17 protein-coding genes are annotated in these 22,011 nt (G+C 70.0%); 10 read left to right on the top strand and 7 right to left on the bottom strand.

The window, feature by feature from the left end; translation table 11 throughout:
* Positions 1-13: 13 nt before the first annotated feature.
* The 6 genes from ACYQ78_RS10010 to ACYQ78_RS09985 are packed head-to-tail and all read right to left on the bottom strand — an operon-like array spanning position 14 to position 8,985.
* Positions 14-3,517, bottom strand: coding sequence for a ThuA domain-containing protein (locus ACYQ78_RS10010; protein WP_459800473.1), 3,504 nt, complete (start codon positions 3,515-3,517; stop codon positions 14-16).
* A 28-nt stretch (positions 3,518-3,545) separates the two neighbouring features.
* On the bottom strand, positions 3,546-4,379 hold the full coding sequence (locus tag ACYQ78_RS10005; RefSeq protein ID WP_459800472.1) for a sugar phosphate isomerase/epimerase family protein: 834 nt from the start codon (positions 4,377-4,379) through the stop codon (positions 3,546-3,548).
* Positions 4,380-5,591 carry a substrate-binding domain-containing protein gene (locus ACYQ78_RS10000; RefSeq protein WP_459800471.1) on the bottom strand — a complete coding sequence of 404 codons (1,212 nt, stop codon included), beginning with the start codon at positions 5,589-5,591 and terminating at the stop codon, positions 4,380-4,382. It lies immediately after the preceding gene.
* A 12-nt stretch (positions 5,592-5,603) separates the two neighbouring features.
* A complete protein-coding gene (locus ACYQ78_RS09995; RefSeq protein WP_459800470.1) occupies positions 5,604-6,527 on the bottom strand; it encodes an ABC transporter permease in 924 nt (307 codons plus the stop codon).
* Positions 6,524-7,489 carry an ABC transporter permease gene (locus tag ACYQ78_RS09990; RefSeq protein ID WP_459800469.1) on the bottom strand — a complete coding sequence of 322 codons (966 nt, stop codon included), beginning with the start codon at positions 7,487-7,489 and terminating at the stop codon, positions 6,524-6,526. The genes ACYQ78_RS09995 and ACYQ78_RS09990 overlap by 4 nt, the downstream gene beginning before the upstream one ends.
* Positions 7,486-8,985, bottom strand: a complete 1,500-nt coding sequence (locus ACYQ78_RS09985; protein ID WP_459800468.1) for a sugar ABC transporter ATP-binding protein — start codon at positions 8,983-8,985, stop codon at positions 7,486-7,488. Before ACYQ78_RS09985 ends, ACYQ78_RS09990 begins: the two co-directional genes overlap by 4 nt.
* A 661-nt stretch (positions 8,986-9,646) precedes the next feature.
* Here ACYQ78_RS09985 and ACYQ78_RS09980 point away from each other — a divergent pair.
* The 7 genes from ACYQ78_RS09980 to ACYQ78_RS09950 all read left to right on the top strand — a co-directional run bounded on the left by ACYQ78_RS09980 (position 9,647) and on the right by ACYQ78_RS09950 (position 17,783).
* Entirely contained in the window at positions 9,647-11,116 is a 1,470-nt protein-coding gene (locus ACYQ78_RS09980; RefSeq protein WP_459800467.1) for an endo-1,4-beta-xylanase, read from the top strand.
* Positions 11,113-12,468, top strand: coding sequence for an extracellular catalytic domain type 1 short-chain-length polyhydroxyalkanoate depolymerase (locus ACYQ78_RS09975; protein ID WP_459800466.1), 1,356 nt, complete (start codon positions 11,113-11,115; stop codon positions 12,466-12,468). Before ACYQ78_RS09980 ends, ACYQ78_RS09975 begins: the two co-directional genes overlap by 4 nt.
* 366 nt (positions 12,469-12,834) lie before the next feature.
* On the top strand, positions 12,835-13,485 hold the full coding sequence (locus ACYQ78_RS09970) for a hypothetical protein (RefSeq protein ID WP_459800465.1): 651 nt from the start codon (positions 12,835-12,837) through the stop codon (positions 13,483-13,485).
* 26 nt (positions 13,486-13,511) lie between these two features.
* A complete protein-coding gene (locus ACYQ78_RS09965; protein ID WP_459800464.1) occupies positions 13,512-14,246 on the top strand; it encodes a FadR/GntR family transcriptional regulator in 735 nt (244 codons plus the stop codon).
* A gap of 58 nt (positions 14,247-14,304) precedes the next feature.
* On the top strand, positions 14,305-16,155 hold the full coding sequence (locus tag ACYQ78_RS09960; protein ID WP_459800463.1) for a right-handed parallel beta-helix repeat-containing protein: 1,851 nt from the start codon (positions 14,305-14,307) through the stop codon (positions 16,153-16,155).
* Positions 16,152-17,003: an amidohydrolase family protein gene (locus ACYQ78_RS09955; protein ID WP_459800462.1), complete on the top strand. Its 852-nt coding sequence runs from the start codon at positions 16,152-16,154 to the stop codon at positions 17,001-17,003. Before ACYQ78_RS09960 ends, ACYQ78_RS09955 begins: the two co-directional genes overlap by 4 nt.
* Before the next feature lie 30 nt (positions 17,004-17,033).
* Entirely contained in the window at positions 17,034-17,783 is a 750-nt protein-coding gene (locus tag ACYQ78_RS09950) for a FadR/GntR family transcriptional regulator (protein WP_459800461.1), read from the top strand.
* Positions 17,784-17,795: 12 nt separating this feature from the next.
* Here ACYQ78_RS09950 and ACYQ78_RS09945 read toward each other — a convergent pair whose 3' ends face one another.
* The gene (locus ACYQ78_RS09945; protein ID WP_459800460.1) at positions 17,796-18,821 is read right to left on the bottom strand and encodes a LacI family DNA-binding transcriptional regulator; all 1,026 of its coding nucleotides are present in this window, start codon (positions 18,819-18,821) and stop codon (positions 17,796-17,798) included.
* A 106-nt stretch (positions 18,822-18,927) separates the two neighbouring features.
* Here ACYQ78_RS09945 and ACYQ78_RS09940 point away from each other — a divergent pair, with 106 nt between their 5' ends.
* From ACYQ78_RS09940 to ACYQ78_RS09930, 3 genes are read left to right on the top strand one after another with little or no spacing between them, the layout of a single operon-like run.
* Positions 18,928-20,298, top strand: coding sequence for an ABC transporter substrate-binding protein (locus tag ACYQ78_RS09940; protein WP_459800459.1), 1,371 nt, complete (start codon positions 18,928-18,930; stop codon positions 20,296-20,298).
* A 1-nt stretch (position 20,299) separates the two neighbouring features.
* Positions 20,300-21,190, top strand: a complete 891-nt coding sequence (locus tag ACYQ78_RS09935) for a carbohydrate ABC transporter permease (RefSeq protein ID WP_459800458.1) — start codon at positions 20,300-20,302, stop codon at positions 21,188-21,190.
* Positions 21,187-22,011: a carbohydrate ABC transporter permease gene (locus ACYQ78_RS09930; protein ID WP_459800457.1), complete on the top strand. Its 825-nt coding sequence runs from the start codon at positions 21,187-21,189 to the stop codon at positions 22,009-22,011. The genes ACYQ78_RS09935 and ACYQ78_RS09930 overlap by 4 nt, the downstream gene beginning before the upstream one ends.

The raw sequence follows: 22,011 nt of genomic DNA, 5'->3' as shown, positions 1-22,011 counted from the left end.
GGCCGGCCTGCGGTCAGCTGATCCGGGTCAGCCGCCAGGTCTGGCTGCTCGCCGTCGAACACGTCGCCTGCCGCAGTTGCGTCAGGTCGGCCGTCGACGGCGCCTCCAGGCAGAGGTTGCTGTGCACCGCCTGGACCCGCCAGTCGGAGCCCTGCGCCGTGAACCGCCACGACTGGTTCGCGCCCGTGTGACACGTCCACTGGGCGACCAGCGCCCCGGACGCGGTGGACTGGCCGCTCACGTCGGCGCACTTGCTGGAGTGGACGGCCTGCATGCGGAAGTTCCCGTTGCCCGCGTCGACCATGCGGAAGCGCTGGTTCGTGCCGCTGCCGGACGGCCACAGGACGATCCTGGCCCCGTCGGTGGAGGAGGCGCCCTCGACGTCGGCGGCCTTGCCTGCCGCGACGTTGACGAGCTGGTAGACGCCTCCGGCCACGGGTCCGCTGCTGGAGGAGCCACCACCGACCCCCTGCCCCTGGAGGGTGAAGGAGTCGAGGTCGAACTGGTTGACGGCCGAATTCTTGAACACCAGGTAGAACGTCTGGCTGCCGCTGATCCCGGTCACCGAGGTGGCCGAGGTCGTGACGTAGGTGTCCCAGCCTCCGGTGTTCGGGACGTTGGTGGTCGCCAGCAGGGTGCCGCTTGCCGATCCGGCGCGCAGCTCGATGGAGCCGCCCGAACTGATCGACGACAGTCGGTAGGAGATGCCGGTCACGCCCTGGGTCGACATGGGTGCGAACGAGATCCAGTCGTTGTTGGAGATGTCCGCGATGCGGCTGCCGTTCTCGGCGCCGGACACGTCGGCCACCCTCACCCCGGAACTGGCCGTGAAGTGCTCGGCCTGCTTCTGCTTCGGCTGGAGGATCAGCTCGGCGCCCTTGGTGAGACCGCCGCTGTCGGTGTACGTCGCCGAGAACACGTAGAACACGTTCTGGGTCGGATCGTGCCCCGACTCACCGGTCGTGATGGTCGCCGAGCAGCCGGTGCGCTGGTCGGTGTCGTGGCTGTGCGTGTCATGTCCGAGAGCCACGATGACCTGCACCCGAGAACAGTCGATCGCCCCGTCCTCGGGGTCGCTACCGGTGATCGTGTACGAGATCGTGTCCCCGAAGTTGAACGCGCCTCCGTTCGGTGGCGCGCTGAACTGGAGGGTCGGCGCGGTGTTGCCCACGACGATCGGCACGGTGGCAGTGCCGGTCTTGCCGCCGGCGTCCCGCACGGTCAGCCGCGCGGTGTGGTTGCCGTTGGAGGTGTAGGTGAAGCTCGGGTTGGCCGACGTGGAGTCGACCGAGCCGTTGTCGGTGAAGTCCCACGCGTAGGTGATCGCGTCACCGTCGGGATCGGCCGAACCCGACGAGGAGAACTGCACCGCGAGCGGGGCCTGGCCGGAGGTCGGCGTCCCCGACGCCTTGGCGAGCGGGGCCCGGGAGCCGTTGATGTAGTCGATGCGGTAGACGCCGTCGTCGGTGTTGCTGCCACCGAAACCGCTACCCCAGTCGATCATGTAGAGCGAGCCGTCGGGCCCGAACTTCATGTCCATCGGCGACCGGAACTGCATCGACGACAGGAACCGGTTGACCTTCAGCATGTTGCCCGAGCTGTCGAGGCGCATCTCGGCGAGGTAGTTCCGGCTCCACTCGTAGAAGAACGGGGTGTCGTCGAAGTACTGCGGGAACTTCGTCTCCGAGGTGTTGTTCGGGTCGAAGTGGTAGAACGGGCCGCCCATCGGGGCCGCGCCGCCCGTGTTGCCCATCTCGGGCCAGGCGGTGTTGCCGCTGTAGGAGTACCAGACGTTCGCCGCCCGTACGGCCGGGAGCGTCTGGAGGCCGGTGTTGTTGGGCGAGGTGTTGGTCGGCGCCGAGCAGTTGAACTGCGAGCCCGACTGGCCGGTGGAGAAGTTGTAGTCGTTGTACGGGGTGTTGTTGCCGATGCAGTAGGGCCATCCGTAGAAGCCCGGCGACTTGATCAGGTTGTACTCGACGATTCCGGCCGGGCCGCGGCTGGAGTTGGCCGAACCCGCGTCGGGGCCGTAGTCGGCCATCGAGATCCAGCCGTTCTCCTTGTTCACCGAGAACCGGAACGGGTTCCGGAAGCCCATGGCGTAGATCTCCGGGCGGGTGTTCGCGGTGCCCGGGGTGAACATGTTGCCGCTCGGGATCGAGTACGTCCCGTTGGACTCGGGGTGGATGCGGAGGATCTTGCCGCGCAGGTCGTTGGTGTTGGCCGCCGTACGCTGCGCGTCGAAGTGGGCGCGGCCCGAGCGCTCGTCGATCGGCGCGTAGCCGGACGAGGCGTTCGGGTTCACGTCGTCGCCGACGCCGATGTACAGGTTGCCGTTCGGGCCGAACGTCAGGTAACCGCCCGTGTGCCCCGGCTCGTCGATGCGCTCGGCCGGGATGGTGAGCAGGACCTGCTCGTTGCTCAGTGCGCTCGGCGCGTTCGCGGCCGTGTACGTGAACCTCGACACCCGCACGATCGAACTGCTGCCCGATGGCGAGTAGTAGAGATAGATGTACCTGTTGGAGGCGAACGACGGGTCGAGCGCCATGCCGACCAGGCCGTCCTCACCGCCGGTGTAGACGCTGAGGGTGTGCACGGTCGAGATCTGCCCGTTCGACGGGTTGATCCGCTTCAGCTCACCGGCCCGGCTGATGTAGAAGACCGTCTTGTCGGACGCGATGTCCAGCTCCATCGGCTGGTTGGGGGCCGAGTCGAGGGACACCTTCTGGAACCGGTTCCAGACCGTGCCGCCGCAGCCGCCGGGCAGTTCGCCGCCGGCCCACCGGATGCCGCCCAGCACGTGCTGCTGGAAGTAGGCCTCGCTGTAGGTCGAGGCGGTGTGCCCCATGGCCGTCGCCCAGACCTTGGCCTGGCCGACCTCACGGCACCACGAGATCGGGTGGTCGTGCCCCATGGCGCTGCCGCCGGGGGAGTAGGTCGTCTCGTCGGCGGTGACCAGGACGTGCGCGTCACCCCGGATGCTGCGGTCGAAGTTGTACCACTCCTCGGTCCGCGTCCAGCGGTCAGGCAACCCGGACGTGGACGGATGGACGTCGTCGGCCACCTTGGCGGTGCCCTGGACGATGTTGGAGTGCGCGGGCATGTGGGCGCCCGCCTGGATCAGGTTGTCCCAGTAGGGGAAGGACGACTCGATCCCCATGTCGGTGGCGTTGTGGATGGCGACGACGCCGCCGCCGTTCTCGACGTAGCTCTGCAGGGCCTGGCGCTGGGAGTCGTTGTCCCAGACCATGCCGGAGTTCTGCAGCATGATGATCACGTCGAACGTGGCCAGGTTGGACGTGGTGAACGAGCTGGAGTTGTTGCTCTGGACGACCTCGAAGTTGTTCGCGGCGGCCATGTTGTTGACCATCGTGACGCCCGCGGAGATCGAGTCGTGCACGTAGCCCGCGGTCTCGGTGAACAGCAGCGCCCGGAAGACGGGCGCTGCCGCCGCCGGTGCTGGTAGCGCTAACAAAAGTAGGAGCGGGGATAGGAGGGCGATGAGGTACCTGCGCATGTCGCTCCCTGGGAGGGTGCGGGATGATTCAGAGAGCCCGGAGGAAAGCGAGCCCGTCGGTTGCCAGGGCGTCCTGGCTCCGGGCCAGGGGCCGCCAGATGGAGGCGGCCGTGGCGATCGTGCGGTTCTCCGCGGTGAACGACTCGATCACGAGTGGTCCCGAATAACCGATCTCGGTCACCGCGTCGATGAAGGACTTCCAGTCGAAGTGGTCGTCTCCGGGCGCTCCCCTGTCCGTCCCGCACACCTGGATGTGCGCGACCCTCTCACCGGCGAGGCGCACGGCCCCGGCGGGACTCTTCTCTTCGATGTTCATGTGGTACGAGTCGAGCATGATCCCGCAGTGGTCCGGGATGGCGTCGAGTGCCTGCTCGATGGTGTTGACCAGGCTGGTCTCGTACCGGTTCAGCGCCTCGACCCCGACCCGCACGCCACGTTCGGCGGCGTAGTCGACGACGGGCGTCAGGTTCTCTCTCAATGATCGGTAGGCGGCCCGGCGCTCGTCGGCGGAGAGCGGCCAGGTGCGGCCGACCGACGCGTAGGCGGGGCCGCCGATGGCCGGGGCCCCGACTCTGACCGCCACGTCGACCACGTGGCGCAGGTAGTCCTGGGTCTCCCGGATCACGTCGGCGGAGGCGTCCACGAGCTCGCGGCCCGGGGGCATCACCAGCGCCACCGACGCCGTCAGGCCGTTCTCGGCCAGGACGTCGGCGGCCCATCCGGGATCCCAGTCGCCCGGGTTCTCCACGGGGAGTTCGAGCACGTCGAACCCCCAGCCGGCGACCCGGGGCGCGAGCGCCGCCAGGTCGCCGTCGGTCAGCGGCGACACCCAGACCCAGGTGTTGACGCCGATGGGGAACATCTACTTCCCGCCCCACTTCCCGGGGAAGCCGGGCATGGACTCGCAGCCGCAGAGCGCGTAGTGCAGCAGCGGCATGTCCGGCTGCAGGTAGGTGCCCAGCGTGTCCTGCGTGATCTTGGGCTGGGGCAGGTTCCACATCTTGGGGACCTGCTCGCCCTTGAGGATCTTCAGGGCCGCGATGACCGGAGTACGCCACTGGTAGGTCGGGTAGGTGGGGGCGACGGCGGTGAGGTTGCCGTCCTTCCACTTCTGCAGGAAGTCCTGCTGGTCTTCGCCCACGATCGGGGGCACCGGCACCCCGGCGTCCTCGAACGCCTCGATGGCGGCCACGGCGGTCGCCCCGGCGTCCATCCAGATGCCGTCGAGCTTGCCGTGCCGGGCCAGGTAGTCGCTCACGATCGACTTGGTCTTGGCCGCGTCGCCGTCGGTGAACTCCACACCCACCACGTCGAGCTGGCTGTTGTCGAAGGCGACCTTGGCGGCGGCCCAGCGGTTCTCCAGCACGTCCACGCCCGGCAGGATGCGCAGCGCCAGCACCTTGCCCCCGGCCGGCACCTTCTCGATGAGGAACTCGGAGCCGTCGGCGCCGAAGGCGTAGCCGCCGATGGGCTTGATGAAGGTGACCGGGCAGTCGGTCTCCACGCCCCGGTCGAACACGATGACCGGCACCTCGGGGCAGGCCCCGGCGACGGCCGGGGTCAGGGTCGCGGTGGTGTTGGGGGAGATGATGAGCGCGTCGCAGTCCTTGGCCTGGAGGTCGGCGATGTCGGAGATCTGCTTGTCGTCCTTGCCCTCGGCGTCCAGGGCGGTGAACTTCTCGATGTCCTTGTGCAGGGCCACCTCGGCCTGCATCGTCGTCCAGCCCACCTGCCGCCACGGGTTGTTGACCGCGGCGTTGGAGAAGCACAGGTGGTAGGGGCCGTCCTTCTTGTACTTCGCGGTGTCCACCATCTGCGGGGCGATCGCCTGCTCCCACGGCTTGTCGGCGGGCCCCTCGGCCGTCTGCGTGCGCATGGCGAGCTGCGCGTCGTAGTCGGCCTGGACGAAGAACTTCGACTGCTCGCCGGTCCCGGCCGACGTGGGGGCCGTTTCGGCGGGCGCGGCGCTCGCGGCGGTGGTCGGAGCGGCGCTCGCACCGGTCGGGGGAAGATCACTGGCACATCCCGCAGCCGACAGGGTCAGCACGGCGACCGCCACCAGTAATCGACGCATGGGCAGTACTCCTTACACTTTCGAGGGTTGCGGCCACAGGACCGGCAGGCGCAGCCCGCCGGCCGCCACGGCCGCGATGATGATCACGCCCTGCACCGCATACTCCAGAGCTCCGGAGATGCCGTGCAGGTTGAGCAGGGTGAACAGGGCCTCCAGGGTGAAGGCCCCGGCGATGGCGGCCACGACCGAGCCGCGTCCGCCGCCGAGCACCACGCCGCCGAGCACGACGGCGGTGATCGCCTGGAACTCCAGACTCTGGCCGACCTGCGCGGACACCCCCGCGAAGCCGCCGAGCAGGATCCCGGCCACCGCCGCCGACAGCCCGGACAGCGCGAAGGCGATGATCCGGGCCCGGTCCACCCGCACCCCCGACAGGTGGGCGGCCCTCTCGTTGTCCCCGGCGGCGACGAGGGTGCGGCCGAAGTCGGCCCGCATCAGCAGCACAGCCCCGGTGACGACGACCGCCAGGATGAGCACCGACCAGACGCCCTCGCGCCCGAAGACCCGGAACCCCTGCGAGAGCGCGCCGCGCGGGGCGCCACCCGTCCAGAGGAAGACGGCTCCGGACAGGATGAGCATCGCGCCGAGCGTGGTGATGAACGAGGGCACCTTCAGCTTCGTGGTGACCAGCCCGTTGACCAGGCCCACCAGCAGGCCGATGACGATCAGCAGCGCCAGCACCGGCCAGGTCGCCGCCTCGTCGCCGTCGATGAGCCGCGCCGCGACCACCACCTCGACGGTCACCAGCGAGCCGACCGACAGGTCGAACTCGCCGGAGACGATCACGAAGTACTGCCCGGCGGCCAGGATCGCCAGCGGCGCGACCCGCTTGAGGAAGGCCAGGAACCCGGCCGGCTCCAGGAAGAAGGGGTTGGCCACCGCGATGGCCACCAGCAGCCCGGCCAGCACGACGAAGATGGGCAGCGCGCGTCTCACTTCGCCCTCCGGGTGGTCCGGCGCGCGTAGACGGCGACCGCGACGACGATGACGACGCCGCGCACGACGTCCTTGAAGAAGGAGTTCACCTCGAGCTGGTTGAAGACCGAATCGAGGACGGCCAGCAGGAGCACCCCGCCGACCGTTCCGGCGACGCCGCCGCGCCCACCGGCCAGGGCGGTGCCGCCGAGCACCACGGCCGCGATCGACTCCAGGTCGTAGCCGCCGTCGGTGCCGACCGTGGGGGCTCCGGCGCCGAGGCGGGCGGCCAGCAGCAGCCCGGCCACCCCCGCGCACAGCGAGCAGATCACGTGGGTCGCGATGACGACCCGGTCGGTGCGCACGCCCGACATGCGGGCCACCTCGACGTCGCCGCCGACGGCGTAGACGTGGTGGCCCAGCCGGGTGCGCCGCAGCAGGAACCAGACCGCCACCGCCACCGCCGCCCACAGCAGCGCCGCGACCGGGACCGGCCCGATCCGGCTGTAGCCGAGCTGCTGGAAGCTCGTCGGCACGGCGCCCGCGGGCCCGTCGTAGAGGTGGTCGAGCACGCCCCGGATGACCAGCGCGACCCCGAGCGTGGCGATGAAGGCGTGCACCTTCAGCCGGGTGATGACCACCCCGTTGACCAGCCCGACCAGCGCGCTCACCCCGAGAGCCACGAACACGGCGGTCAGGACGTTGGAGCTCTGTCCCGCCATCGTCTCGGCCGCCACGAGGGAGACCAGGCTGATCAGGTACGCCACCGACAGGTCGAGCGACCCGGCCAGGATCGCCAGGGTCTGGCCGACCGCGACGATGCCGAGCGCGGCGGATCGCTGCTGGATGCCGACGAGGTCGTTGAGGGTGAAGGTGCCGCCGTCGAAGGCGACGAGGGCCCAGCCGATGGCGAGGGTGGCGACGAGGGCGGCGTACACGGCGCGGGTCGGCGTGGCGACCAGCCGGGCCACGTGGGCGTTCATCGGGCGGTCCCGTCGGCGGCGGCCAGCGCCATGACGGCCTCTTCGGTGGCGCCGGAGGGCAGGTGCCCGGCCACCCGGCCGTCGCGCAGGACGACGATGCGGTCGCTCATGCCGATCAGTTCGGGCAGCTCGGAGGAGATCATCAGGATGGCCGTGCCGTCGTCGGCGAGCTCCCGCATCAGGTCGTGGATGGCCGCCTTGGCGCCCACGTCCACCCCTCGGGTCGGCTCGTCGAACAGCAGCACCTTCGGCCCGACGGTCAGCCACTTGGCCAGCACGACCTTCTGCTGGTTGCCGCCCGACAGGAACCGCACCTCGGTGTCTTGACGCGGCGGCGACAGCCGGACCCGGTTGAGCAGTCCCGCGACGCCCGCCCGGGCGCGGTGGCCGACGGCACGCGCCACCAGGAGCGCGTTGTCGCGGACGGGCTGGTGCAGCGCCAGCCCTTCGGCCTTCCGGTCCTCGGTGACCAGCCCGAACCCGGCGGCCACCCCCTCGCGCACCGAACGCGGGCGTCGCGGCGTCATCTCCCCGCGGGTGAACGGCTCGGCTCCGAAGATCGCCTTGGCCAGGGACGAACGGCCCGACCCCTGGAGCCCGGCGACGCCCACGATCTCGCCCGCCCGCAGTTCCAGGTCGATGCCGTCGAGCTTGCCGTTGCCGCCGTTCACGACGGTGAGAAGCGGTTCCCCGCCGGCCGACGGTCCGGCCCGGGGCGGGAAGTAGGAGTCGAGCTCCCGGCCCACCATGAGCCGCACCAGCTCGGCCGTGCTGACGCCGGCCGTCTCCACGGTGGTGACGCAGGCGCCGTCCTTGAGCACCGTCACCCGGTCGGCCAGGTCGAACACCTCGCGCAGCCGGTGGGAGATGTAGAGCACGGCGATGCCGCGCTCCTGCAACCGGCGAACGAGCCGGTAGAGCAGCTCCACCTCGTGCTCGGCCAGCGCGGCGGTCGGTTCGTCCATCACGACGATGCGCGCGTCCACGCTCAGCGCCTTGACGATCTCCACGACCTGCCGCTGCGCCACCGACAGGTCCCCGACCAGGACCTTCGGCCCGAACGAGTGCTCGTCGAGCTCGTCGAGCAGGGCGATCGTGGCGGCCTCCATCGCGGCCCGGTCGACCAGGCCGCGCCCGCGGGGCTCGCGGCCGAGGAAGACGTTCTCGGCCACGCTCCGCGCCGGGAGCAGGTTGAACTCCTGGTAGATGATCGCCACCCCGGCCCGCTGGGCGTGCACCGGATGGGCGAACACCCGGCGTTCCCCGGCGATCTCGACGGTGCCCTCGTCCGGCTGGTGCACCCCCGCGAGGATCTTCATGAGGGTCGACTTGCCGGCGCCGTTCTCGCCGACGATGGCGTGCACCTCTCCGGCCGTGACGGACAGGTCGATGTCCCGGAGGACCCGGACACCGAGGAAGGACTTGCCGATCCCCTCCATCCGGAGGATGACCCGCGAGGGGTCGGTACGTTCCAGGCGTTGTGGTGACGCCGACATCCACGCCTCCAGCGGCGATTGTGGGCAGGGGAGATCGCCCGCGGCCTCGCTGCGGCGTGGCGCGGGTGCTCTCCTGGGTTCTCGGACTACGGCCCAGCTGATCGTCAGCGGGTGCGGGGGAGCGGTCGGCACCGGAGCCGCTCTGCCTCCCGGCAGCGGAGGCAGAGCGGCGGACACGGGGAGCCGGGAGTGTTGGTGCCACCCAGGCCCTACGACGTCGCGCCATACAGACTCGGCTCTGTTAGCGCTAGCACGTCGTAGTGCGACCTCCCTTCGGCATCCCGGCGTCGGTGGTGCTTGCGTGAGTAAATACAGCTGGCAGGAGGGCGTCAAGGGGGTCGGGGGTCTCCCGGCGCCGCATCCGTGCCCTGACGAGCGGAGTCGGTCCCCGTAAGTTACGCCAAGAACGTGAAAGTTACAGCCCCCAATTTCCCGTAAATTTCGACGTCATCCCTGCCTGAAGTGCCTTGTCCCGCCCCGCTGTCGAGGCTTTCGTCGGGTGTCGTGCCTGGCTGGATGGTCACCGAAAATTTCGCCACAGTGTTGACATGTTTCGGAGGCGTTTCCAAACTAAGTCTCCGAGGCGGTCGGACCGGCCTGAATTGGCGATCGGAGGGACCGCCCGGATCCCCTTTCGGCGATTTCAGTTATGGAGTCAGGCATGGGTTTGAGAGCATTACCCGCATCCGCCCTCCGCAGGGTCTTCGGCGCCGGGGTGGTGAGCGTCGTCGGCATCGTGGGCGCGGCGCTGATGGTGTCGATCCCGGCGGACGCCGCCGGGAGCACGCTGGCCGCCGCCGCGCGGGAGAGCGGACGCTACTTCGGCACGGCCATCAGCACGAGCCGGCTCGGCGACTCGCAGTACACGACGATCGCGAACCGTGAGTTCGACATGGTCACGGCCGAGAACGAGATGAAGATCGACGCCACCGAGCCCAACCGGGGGCAGTTCAGCTTCGGCAACGCCGACCGGGTCTACAACTGGGCCGTGCAGAACGGCAAGCGGGTGCGCGGCCACACCCTGGCCTGGCACTCCCAGCAGCCGGGCTGGATGCAGTCGCTCTCCGGCTCCAACCTGCGCCAGGCCATGATCGACCACATCAACGGCGTCATGGGCTACTACCGCGGCAAGATCTACGCCTGGGACGTCGTCAACGAGGCCTTCGCCGACGGCAACTCCGGCGGGCGCCGCAGCTCCAACCTCCAGAGCACCGGCAACGACTGGATCGAGGTCGCGTTCCGCACCGCGCGCAACGCCGACCCGAACGCCAAGCTCTGCTACAACGACTACAACATCGACAACTGGAGCTGGGCCAAGACCCAGGGCGTCTACAACATGGTCCGCGACTTCAAGTCGCGCGGCGTGCCGATCGACTGCGTCGGCCTCCAGTCCCACTTCAACTCCAACAGCCCGTACAACAGCAACTACCGCACCACCATCCAGAGCTTCGCCGCCCTGGGCGTGGACGTGCAGATCACCGAGCTCGACATCCAGGGCGGCTCGGCCCAGACCTACGCCGCCGTCGTCAACGACTGTCTCGCGGTGGCGCGCTGCACCGGCATCACGGTGTGGGGCGTGCGTGACAGCGACTCCTGGCTGGGCGCCAACACCAGCCCGCTGCTGTTCGACTCCTCGGGCAACAAGAAGTCGGCCTACACCTCGGTCCTGAACGCGCTCAACTCCGCGTCCCCCAACCCGTCGCCCTCGGCGACGCCGACCGGCTCGCCCACCCCGACCCCCACGCCCACCACGGGTACCGGGACACAGATCCGCGGCCAGCAGTCCAACCGGTGCGTCGACGTGCCGAGCGCCTCGACGACCGACGGCGTGCAGGTCCAGCTGTACGACTGCCACACCAACTCCAACCAGCAGTGGACCTACACCTCGGCCCAGGAGCTGCGCGTCTACGGCAACAAGTGCCTCGACGCCGCCGGCACCGGCAACGGCGCGAAGGTGCAGATCTACTCCTGCTGGGGCGGCAGCAACCAGAAGTGGACCCTCAACTCCGACGGCTCGATCAGGAACGTGCAGTCGGGCCTGTGCCTGGACGCCGCCGGCTCCGGCAACGGCGCCCTGATCCAGCTCTACTCCTGCTGGAACGGCGCCAACCAGAGGTGGTCGCGCACGTGACCCCGTCACGGACGGTGCCGATCGGGGTGCCGATCGCGGCGGTGATCGCGGCCCTGGTCGCCATCCTGGCCGGTCTCGTGACCCAGGCACCCGCCGCGAAGGCCGCGTCGCTCACGCAGATCACCGGCTTCGGGAACAACCCCGGCAACATCCAGATGCACCTGTACGTGCCCGACACCGTGGCCCCGCGCCCCGGGATCCTGGTGGCGATGCACGGCTGCAACGGCCGGGCGACCGACTTCTTCCAGCAGACGGAGTTCCGGTCCCTGTCCGACCGGTACGGATTCGTGGTGATCTACCCGCAGGCCAACAAGAGCGTCAACGGCCTGTCGAACTGCTACGACGTCTGGTCGAACGAGGCGCTCCGGCACGACGGCGGCAGCGACCCCGTCTCCATCGTGTCGATGGTGAACTACGTCGTGCAGCGGTACAACGGCGACGCCTCCCGGGTGTTCGCCACCGGGTTCTCCTCGGGCGCGATGATGACGGTCAACCTGCTCGCCACCTACCCCGACGTGTTCCGGGCCGGGGCCCCCTTCGCCGGGGTGCCCTTCGGCTGCCTCGGCGCTCCGGGCTGTGGCGACAGGTCCCCCCAGCAGTGGGGTGACCTGGTGCGGGGCGCCTTCTCCGGCTACACCGGCGCCAGGCCGAGACTGATGGCCTGGCACGGAACCGCGGACGACGTCCTCAACTTCACCATGCTGCAGAAGGAGGTCGACCAGTTCACCAACGTCCACGGCGTGAGCCAGACGCCCACGTCGACGACCAGCCCGCAGTCGGGCTGGACGCGGCGGGTCTACGGCTCGGGCCAGGTCGAGGCCTACACGATCACCGGAGCGGGCCACAACCTGCCGCACACCGGGATGGCCGCCCACGCCATCAGGTTCTTCGGCCTGGACGGAGGCACGACTCCGACCCCCACGCCGAGCCCCACTCCGACCCCCACACCGACCCCGACACCGACGGCCGGTGACGGGCAGGTCAGGGGCGTGGCGTCCGGACGCTGCCTGGACGTCCCGGGCTCCGGCACCGGCGACGGCACCCAGATCCAGCTCTGGGACTGCCACGGCGGTACCAACCAGAGATGGGCCCTCACCTCGGCGCAGGAGCTGCGCGTCTACGGGAACAAGTGCCTCGACGCGGCCGGCACCGGCAACGGGGCCAGGGTCCAGATCTACTCCTGCCACAACGGCACCAACCAGAAGTGGCGGGTGAACACCGACGGCACCATCACCGGCGTGCAGTCGGGGTTGTGCCTGGACGCGGCCGGGACCGGCAACGGCACCCGCGTCCAGCTCTACGCCTGCCACGGCGGGACCAACCAGCGGTGGACCCGGAGCGGTAACGCCTGAGTCCACTTCCGGGTCTGGGTGATGTCGGGTCATCACCCAGACCCGGCTTTGTTCATGGAATGTTTCGTACTCTTGACGGCGCCATATCGGCTGTTGTTTGCTACGCAAGACCTGTTTTGGGTGGTCCTTCCGAGAGAGAGGAGCAGCGGGGACAGGTGGGCCTGTTAACGCTCACATATCGGTGATCGCCGACATCGTCCAGGGAGGCACGCCGCATCCCTTCAAGGACTCGTCGACGAGAAGACGGTCTTCCGGAGGCCAGATAAGACCGACACATGTCCCCAGATTTCCTGGCGGCCCTCGCTGATGCTCGGTGGTGCCACTCCGGTCGTCAGCCGGGCCGCCCTTTCACGAAGGAAAGGTTCCATGCTCCCCGTTCTGAGAAGACGGCTCCTCCCCGGGACCGCGGCGCCCGGTCTGACCGCGGGGACCTACCGGCTGACCGCGCCGCTCCGGCTGACGGCGCCGCTCCGGCTGACGGCCGCCGACTCGGGCGACAACGGCCACACCGTGCGGTGGCAGGCCGCCTCCGGTACCCGCCCGGTGATCACCGGGGCCAGGGCGGTCACCGGCTGGACGGTCGCCGACTCGTTCAGGAACATCTGGCGGGCCAATGTGGGCACCGGCGTCACCTTCACCAGCCCCCACCGCGCGGGGGAGTGGTACCTCAACCCCGGCACCGGCGTCCTCTCCTCCATCCCGGCGTCCGGCCAGAACATGAGCGGCGTCAGCGTCGAGCCGCCGGTGCTCCCGTCGCTGGTGGCGGTCGGCGGCACCTACGACGCGCCCGCCCACCACGTCACGTTCTCCGGTTTGACCTTCACCGGTACGACATGGCCGGGGCAGACCGCCGTCGGCATCGGCAACGACGCCAACGCCCACACCAGCGGCGTCGGCCTGGGCGCGAGCAACATCACGCTCACCCGCTCGGAGATCGCCCACAGCTCGCCCGGTGGCCAGCTCGTGCTCTGGACCTGCCACGCCGGCGCCGACCAGCGCTGGACCATGCGGAGCTAGCGAGGGATGAGTCGTACTCTTGGGGCGTGGCAGAGCAGGCGGCGGGCCCTTACCGGCCCGGATACGAGGTGGCGGCCGAACAGGTGCTGGAGCTGATCGGCCAATCAGGGCTGCGGCCGGGTGACCGGATGCCGACGGAGATGGAGCTGGCGCAGCGCCTGGGCACCAGCCGCACGGTGGTGCGGGAGGCGGTGAAGATCCTTTCGGCGCTCGGCCGGGTGCGGGCGCAGAAGGGCCGGGGCCTCTACGTGGCCGACGACGAGGGCATGCTGGGCGCCGGCCGGTGGACGCCCTTCTTCCTCCCGGCCGACCTCGACCACGTCTACATGCTGTTCGAGTTCCGGCGCGCCCAGGAGATGGAGACCAGCCGCCTGGCCGCGCGCCGGGCCACGCCCGTCGAGCTGCACGAGATCGAGAGGGCGGCCGGGCTGTGCCGCCAGGGGTTCGACACCGGTCGCGCCGACCTGTTCAACGAGGGCGACGACGCCTTCCACGCGGCCGTCGCGACCGCCTCCCACAACATGTTCCTGCAGGTGGCGGTGGGTGAGGCCCGGCGACTCCAGGCGCAGTCGAGCCTGATCGGGCTGCGCGGTTCGATCGGCGGCCACGCGGCCAAGGCGGTCGAGGAGCACGAGGCGATCCACCGGGCGATCCGGGTCGGCGACGCCGACGCGGCGGCCGAGGCGGCCGCCGCGCACATCGACAACACGCTGGAGGACTACCGCAGGGAGATCCAGCAGCGGCTCTTCTCCGGCGAATGAGATCTTGACGTAAGACGTCATACGAATTACCTTCCGGTTCACAGCTGGAAGGAAACGCGTGAAGCCATCCCTGACCGTCGCCGGTGACGACACCGGTGACGACTCCGCACCAGGCAGCCGGGACCACCCGCTCGCGACCCTGCGGGAGGCCCGGCGGCGGGTCCGCGCCGCCCTGGCCTGGGGCGACTCCGACGTGACCGTGGAACTCCTCGGCGGCGTGCACCGCCTGGCCGAGCCGCTGCGGCTCGGCGCCGCCGACTCCGGTCGCGACGGCCACCCGGTGATCTGGCGGGCGGCGCCCGGCGCCGAACCCGTGATCAGCGGCGCCGTGCCCGTCACCGGTTGGGAGCCCGACGGGCACGGCGTCTTCCGGGCCCAGGTGCGGGCGGGCGCCGACACCCGCCAGCTCTACGTCGACGGGAGGCTCGCCCGGCGGGCCCGGATCAGGCTGGCACCCGGCGCCGTCACGCCGACCCCCACGGGACTGACCCTGGACGATCCCGCCCTGGCGTGGCTGGCCGACCTGCCCGACCAGGGGCGCGTCGAGTTCCAGGCGCGGTCCGCGTTCACCAACAGGTTCTCCCCGGTCGAGCGCATCACCGCCACCGAGGTCGTCATGCGGCAGCCCGCGTGGGACAACAACACCTACGGCTACGACACCGTCCAGGCGCCGTTCGGCGCCCAGGAGTTCTTCCTGGTCAACTCCCGGAGCTTCCTCGACGAGCCCGGCGAGTGGTGTCTGGACCCCGCGTCGGGGACGCTCTACTACCGGCCGCTCCCGGGGCAGGACCTCGCCACGGCCCGGGTCGGGCTGCCGCTGCTCGAATCGCTGCTGGAGGTCGGCGGCACCTACGACGAACCCGTCCACGACCTGCGGTTCGAGAACCTGACCTTCACCGGCACCACCTGGCTGCGCCCGTCGATCGACGGGTACGCCAACCAGCAGACCGGCGCCTTCATCGCGGGGTCCCAACCGCACCGTCCGGCCGACGCGTTCGCCTCGTGCGCGGCCGGCTGCGCGGGGTTCGAGGCCTCCCGCGACGGCTGGTTCCAGGTCCCCGCGGCGGTCCAGGTGTCGGCCGCCGCCGACGTCACGTTCGCCGGGTGCGCCTTCGTCAACCTCGGCTCGGTCGCGCTCGGCATCGGCAACGACGCCAACGCCCACGCCACCGGCGTCGGGCTGGGCGCCCGCCGGATCACGGTCACCGGCGGCACGTTCACCGCGAACGCGGGCGGCGGCATCGTCGTCGGCGGGGTGCGCCCGGACGCGCACCACCCCTCCGACCCGCGCATGGTCACCGGCGACATCGTGATCAGCGGCAACCGCGTCGTCGCGACGGCGCAGGAGTACCTCGACCACGCCGGGATCTTCGCGAGTTACGTCACCCGCCTGACCATCGCCCGCAACCACCTCGCCGACCTGCCCTATTCGGGGATCGCCCTCGGCTACGGCTGGGGCGCCAACGACCCCGGCGGCAGCCCCGACTACCTCGCCCGCGGCCTGTACGACTTCCGCCCCGTCCACCACACGCCCACGACGATGCGCGACGTCCACGTCACCGGGAACCACATCCGCGACGTCGCCCAGGCGATGACCGGCGGGGGCGGCCTCTACACCCTCTCGGCGATCCCGGGCGGCGTCATCGAGGAGAACCACGTCGAGAACAGCGGCCGGTACGGCATCTACTTCGACGAGGCCTCGCGCCACCTGACCGTCAGGAACAACGTCTTCGTGAACCCCACCGCCGCGTGGGCGCACGCCAACGTCCAGAACGGCAACCACACCGGCGACCTCACCCTGGTCGGCAACCACACCACGAACCCCGCCGTCACCGGCGTCGCCGACGGCAGCCGAGGCAACGTCGTCCGCGACAACCCGGCCGGTCCCGGAACAGGAGACAGAACGTGAGCGGTCCCGCCGTCATCGACGCCCACCACCACCTCTGGGATCTGTCCCGTCGCCCCCACGACTGGCTGACCTCCCCGGACACCAAGCCCCTGCTGCGCGACTTCACCCCGGACGACTACGCCGCCACGGCCGCCGCCGCGGGGGTGAGCCGCTCGGTGCTGGTGCAGGTCCTGGCCGACGCCGAGGAGACGCGCGAGTTCCTCGTGACGGCGGCCCGGGCGCCGATCATCGCGGCCGTGGTGGGCTGGGCCGACCTCACCCGGCCCGACCTCCCGGACGAGCTCGCCGTGCTGGCCGGTTCACCCGGTGGCGGCCTGCTGCGCGGCATCCGCCACCTCGTGCAGGGCGAACCCGACCCGGAGTGGCTGGCCCGCGACGACGTGCGCGCGGGCCTCCGCCACGTGGCCTCGGCCGGGCTCACTTATGACCTGCTCGTGGCGCCCCACCAGCTTCCCGCCGCGATCGCGACCGTGCGCGCCCTGCCCGACCTGGGCTTCGTCCTCGACCACCTGGGCAAACCGGCGATCGCCGCCGGGGAGTTCTGGTCGTGGGCCGCCCTGCTGAGGGAGCTCGCCGCCGAGCCCAACGTGACCGCCAAGCTCTCGGGCCTGATCACCGAGGCCGACCGGGAACGGTGGGACGCCGCCACCCTGCGGCCCTACGTCGAGGTCGCGATCGAGGCGTTCGGCCCGGAGCGGCTGATGTTCGGCTCCGACTGGCCCGTCTGCCTGCTGGCCGGATCGCTGCCCGAATGGACCGACACGGTGCGCGACCTGCTCGCGGGGCTCCCGGCGGGGGAGCAGGAGGCGATCTTCAGCGGGACGGCGGAGCGGGTGTACCGCCTCTGACCCTAGACTCGTCACACACCTGGAGGGGACATGGCGGCATCTCAGAAAGCACCCGACTGGACGAAACGGCCGGCCAACCTCGCCCAGGCGCTCACGGCCGAACTCGTCGACCGGATCGTCCGCGGCGTGCACGCCCCCGGCACGCCGCTCCCACCCGAACCGGCGCTGTGCGAGTCCTTCTCGGTCAGCCGGACGGTGGTCCGGGAGGCGGTGAAGATCCTCCAGGAGAAGGGGCTGGTCCAGGTCCGCCAGGGCAGCGGCACGATCGTCACCGCGCCCACCGAGTGGAACATGCTCGACGAACTCGTGCTGGCCGCGACCATCGCCCAGGACGACGGCATCACCGTCCTCGACGACCTGGTCGTCACCCGGCGACTGCTCGAATCGGACATGGCCCACGTGGCCGCCCGCGTCGCCGACGAGGAGACCATCGAACGCCTCCACGCCCTCGTCGACCGCATGGACGAACTGGTCGGCGACCCCGTCGCCTACGCCGACTACGACCGGGCCTTCCACGACACGATCATGCGGGCCTCCGGCAACCGGATCGCGCGGGCGGTCGTGCGCCAGCTGGAGAGCCAGGTGATCAACACCTCGCGCTACACCGGCCGCACCGAACGCGCCCTGTGCGTGGCCTCCAACCTCGGCCACCGGCGCATCTACGAACGCGTCGCCCTCGGCGATCCCGAAGGCGCCTCCGAGGCGATGTTCACCCACATCACCGAGGCGTGGCTGGTGCGCCGGGGCGGTCCGGGAGAACCGGTGCGCCTGCGCCGCTGAGCGGCCGCGGTCTCATGAGACCGCGGCGACCGACTCGCGGTGGCTGACCGGCATGGCCACCCGGAACACCTGACCGGGCTCCACCTCCCCGCCCATCTGGGCGAACAGCACCTCCACCGCCTTGCGGCCCAGCTCGTAGTGGGGCAGCGCCACGGTCGTCAGCTTGGGGCGCATCCACGAGGCGATGGGGTGGTCGTCGAACGACACCACCGACACGTCGCCGGGGACCGACAGCCCGGCGTCGGCCAGCGCCTGGTAGGCGCCGAAGGCCACCCGGTCGTTGAGGCAGATCAGCGCGCGGGGACGGTGGTCGGCCAGCAGCGCCTGGGTCGCGGCCAGCCCGTCTTCCGGCCGCCAGTCGGAGCAGGCCACCGCACCGGCGATCTTCAGCCCGGTCTCCCGGATGCCGATCAGGCGTTCCACGGCCGCGACGCTGCCCGCGGGCCCGTCGCGCAGGCGCGGACCGGCCCCGATCACGTAGACCCCCTCGTGGTGCCCGGCGTCGAGGAGCACCCGGGCGGCCGAGCGCCCGGCGTCGATCTCGTCGGGCACGATGGAGGCCAGGCCCGAGGCGGGCCGGGGCAGCGCGTTGAGCAGGACGGCCGGGCCGATGTCCTTGGGGACCTTGATCGTCCGGGTGAACATGGAGGCCAGGATGATGCCGTCGACCTGGCGGTCCTGCATGGCGTGGAGCAGGCTGCGTTCCAGTTCGGGATCGCCCTCGCTCTCACCGATGAACAGCATCACGCCGCGTTCGCGGGCCGCCTCCAGGGCGCCCTTGATCATGTCGCCGGCGAGGCGGGATGTCGCGACGGTGTCGGAGACGAAGCCGATCGTACGGCTCGTGCCGGTGCGCAACCCGACGGAGACCGCGTTCGGGCGATAGCCCAACTCGTCGGCCGCACGCAGTACCCTCTGCTCCACGTCGTGGGAAATGCGCAGCTCACGGCCCCTGCCCGTCATCACGAGCGAGGCGGTCGTGCGGGATACTCCGGCCGCCTCGGCCAGATCGGCCAAGGTGACCCGACGTCGACTCACCGGGGAGACCTCCATATTTCAACCCAGTTACGGGGCCTTGACACGGTCGGATACGTACGGTGAGACTATCGCATCGCTAATCCGATTTAGCAAAGGGAGACGCACCATGTCTCGTCGAGTTCACTCCCGCCGGAGCCGCGTGGCGATGGTGGTCATCCTGGGGGGAAGCCTGGCCGCCGCGTGTTCGGCGCCGGGCAGCGACAACGCCCAGCCGACGGCCGCCGCGTCGTCGGCTCCCGCGCTGTCGTCCGCGCCGACCTGTGGCACCGGGCCGGTCACGCTCAAGGGCTACTTCGAAACGGGCTTCCCGATCGCGAAGGCGCTCACCGATGAGTTCACCAAGCAGCACCCCAACGTCACCTGGGACATCCGCGAAGACCAGTTCGCGGTGATCACCCAGAACGCCCCGCGCGTGCTGGCCGACGACCCGCCGGACCTCATGCGCCTGCCCCAGGTCTCCGAGCTGGTCAAGAACAACCTCCTCAAGAACCTCGACGGCTACGCCAAGGCCTTCGGCTGGGACCAGTGGCCCGCCTCGCAGCTGGAGCAGATGCGCATGGCCCCCGGCGGTGCGGTCCGGGGTGAGGGCTCCCTCTACGCCATGGGCCTGAACTTCTCCATGACCGGCGTGTTCTACAACAAGGAGCAGGCCGAGAAGATCGGCATGACCACCGCGCCCGAGACGCTGGCCGACCTCGACGCCGCCCTGGCCAAGGCCAAGGAGGCGGGGCTGAACCCGATCGCCCAGTTCAACGGCGGCGCCACCGGCGGTCTGGCCTTCCCGCTCCAGAACCTGATGGCCTCCTACGGCCCGTCGGCGCCGATCAACGAGTGGATCTACCAGAAGCCCGGCGCGACCATCGACACCCCGTCCAACCTCCAGGCCGCCCAGCACCTGGAGAAGTGGATCAAGGCGGGCTACTTCTGGAAGGACGTCAACGCGGTCGACTACGCCACGATGATGAGCCGCTTCATCAAGGGCGACGGCCTGTTCATGTTCGACGGCGACTGGGAGTCGGGCAACCTCGACAAGCAGATGGCCGGGAAGGCCGGGTTCTTCCTGATGCCCCCGGCCCAGGCCGGCGGCAAGCGCGCGGCCATGTCGGCGCCGCTGACCTTCGGCATCGCCGAGAAGGCCAAGAATGCCGACTGCGCCGCCTTCTTCCTCGACTGGGTCGCCACCGACGCCCAGGCGCGCACGATCGGCGTCCAGGTCGGCGGCTCCCACCCGATGGGCCCGGCCGACGCGCCGATGCCTCCGGTCGCCCCCGGTACCGTCACCGAGAGCACCCTCGCGGCGGGCGCGAAGATCGCCGAGGACAACGGGTCGATGGACTTCATCGCCAACGCCACCGGCGCGATCTACGCCAAGAGCTGGACCCCCGGCCTGCAGAAACTCGTCGGCGGCGAGCAGACCCCCGAGGGCCTGCTCAAGAGCGTCCAGGCCGACTACGAGTCCCAGGTCAAGGGAGGCTGACGTGAAGGCGGCCGTGAAGCGGCGGAGCGGGTCGAGGTGGGCCGGCTGGTTGTTCGTGCTGCCCGCGGCCGCGTTCTACGTCGTGTTCGTGGTCCAGCCGTTGTTCATGACGGTGCAGTACTCCCTCTACAAGTGGGACGGCATCGGCGTGTCCACCTGGGCCGGGTTCCAGAACTACACGCGGGTCTTCACCGACCCCGACCTGTTCGCCACCATCCTCAACGCGATCAAGCTGATCGCCTTCTTCAGCGCGGTCCCGGTCGTGCTCGGGCTGGCCATCGCGGCGACGATCCGGCGGATCGCCACCAGCCGTCTCGCGCTGGTGGCCCGCACGGTCATCTTCCTGCCGCAGGTCATCCCGCTGGTCGCGGCCGGAATCGCCTGGAGCTGGCTGCTGTCGTCCACCGGCATGATCAACCAGCTCCTGACGCTGATCGGGCTGGAGAAGATCACCCGTGCCTGGCTCGGCGACTTCGACACGGCGCTCCCGGCGGTCGGCGTGATCGGCGCCTGGGTGCTTCTCGGGCTCTGCACGCTCCTGCTGCTGGCCGGCATGAGCAAGATCGATCCGGCTCTGTACGAGGCCGCGCGCCTCGACGGGGCGGGCCCGCTGCGTGAGTTCGTCTCGATCACCCTGCCCAGCCTGCGGCAGGAGGTCGGGGTCTGCGTCACCGTCACCGTCGTGGCCGCGCTGGCCAGCTTCGACATCGTCTACGTCTCCACCCAGGGCGGGCCCGGCAACGCCAGCATGGTGCCCGGCCTGGAGATCTACTACCTGGCCTTCTCCGAACGGCAGGTCGGCCTCGCCTCGGCCCTCGCGGTGGTCCTCACCGTGCTGGTGATCGCGTGCGCGCTGCCGATCCAGTGGCTCACCAGGGACCGGAACTCATGAAACTCGCTCGCCGTGAGGCCTGGACCGGCCGGGTGCTGCTGATCGTGCTGATGGCGGCCACGCTGATGCCGTTCCTCAGCCTCTTCGTCACCGCGCTCCACCCCTCGGGCACCTACCCGCTGGGCCTGGAGTGGCCCGACGACCCGCAGTGGGGCAACTTCGCCACCGCGTTCACGGCGGCCCGGATGGTCGAGCTGCTGAAGTCGAGCGCGCTGATCGTGCTCGGGGTGGTGCCGATCTCGCTGGTCGTGGCCACCATGGCCGGGTTCGCCATCGGGCACCTGCGCATCCCCGGACGGCGCATCGTGTTCGTGGCGTTCCTGCTCGGCCTGACCCTGCCGTTCGAGGGCATCATCACCCCGCTCTACTACCTGGTGCGCGACATGGGCGTGCTGAACACCCGGTGGGCGATCATCCTGCCGCTGATCGGGCTGTTCATGCCGTTCTCGGTGTTCTGGATGCGGGCGCACTTCGTCAACATGCCGGAGGAACTGTCCGAGAGCGCGCGCATCGACGGCGCGGGCACCTGGCAGCTCTTCTGGAAGGTACACGTGCCGCTGGCCGCCCCGGCGACCTCGTCGCTGGCCATCCTGCTGTTCCTGTGGACGTGGAACCAGTTCCTGCTCGCCATCGTGCTGGTCGACGACCCGCTGCAGCGCACGATGTCGGGCGCGCTCGGCGCCTTCCAGGGACAGTGGGGCACCGACATCCCGCTGCTCTGCGCGGGCTCGCTGCTGATCCTCACCCCCACGCTCCTGGTCTTCCTGATCTTCCAGCGACGCTTCGTCACCGCCCTGCTCCAGGGCTCCTTGAAGGGATGA

It is taken from the genome of Herbidospora sp. RD11066 (assembly GCF_054661255.1).
Note: the sequence above shows the minus strand (reverse complement) of the source record. Positions and strands in the feature narration are given on the sequence as shown.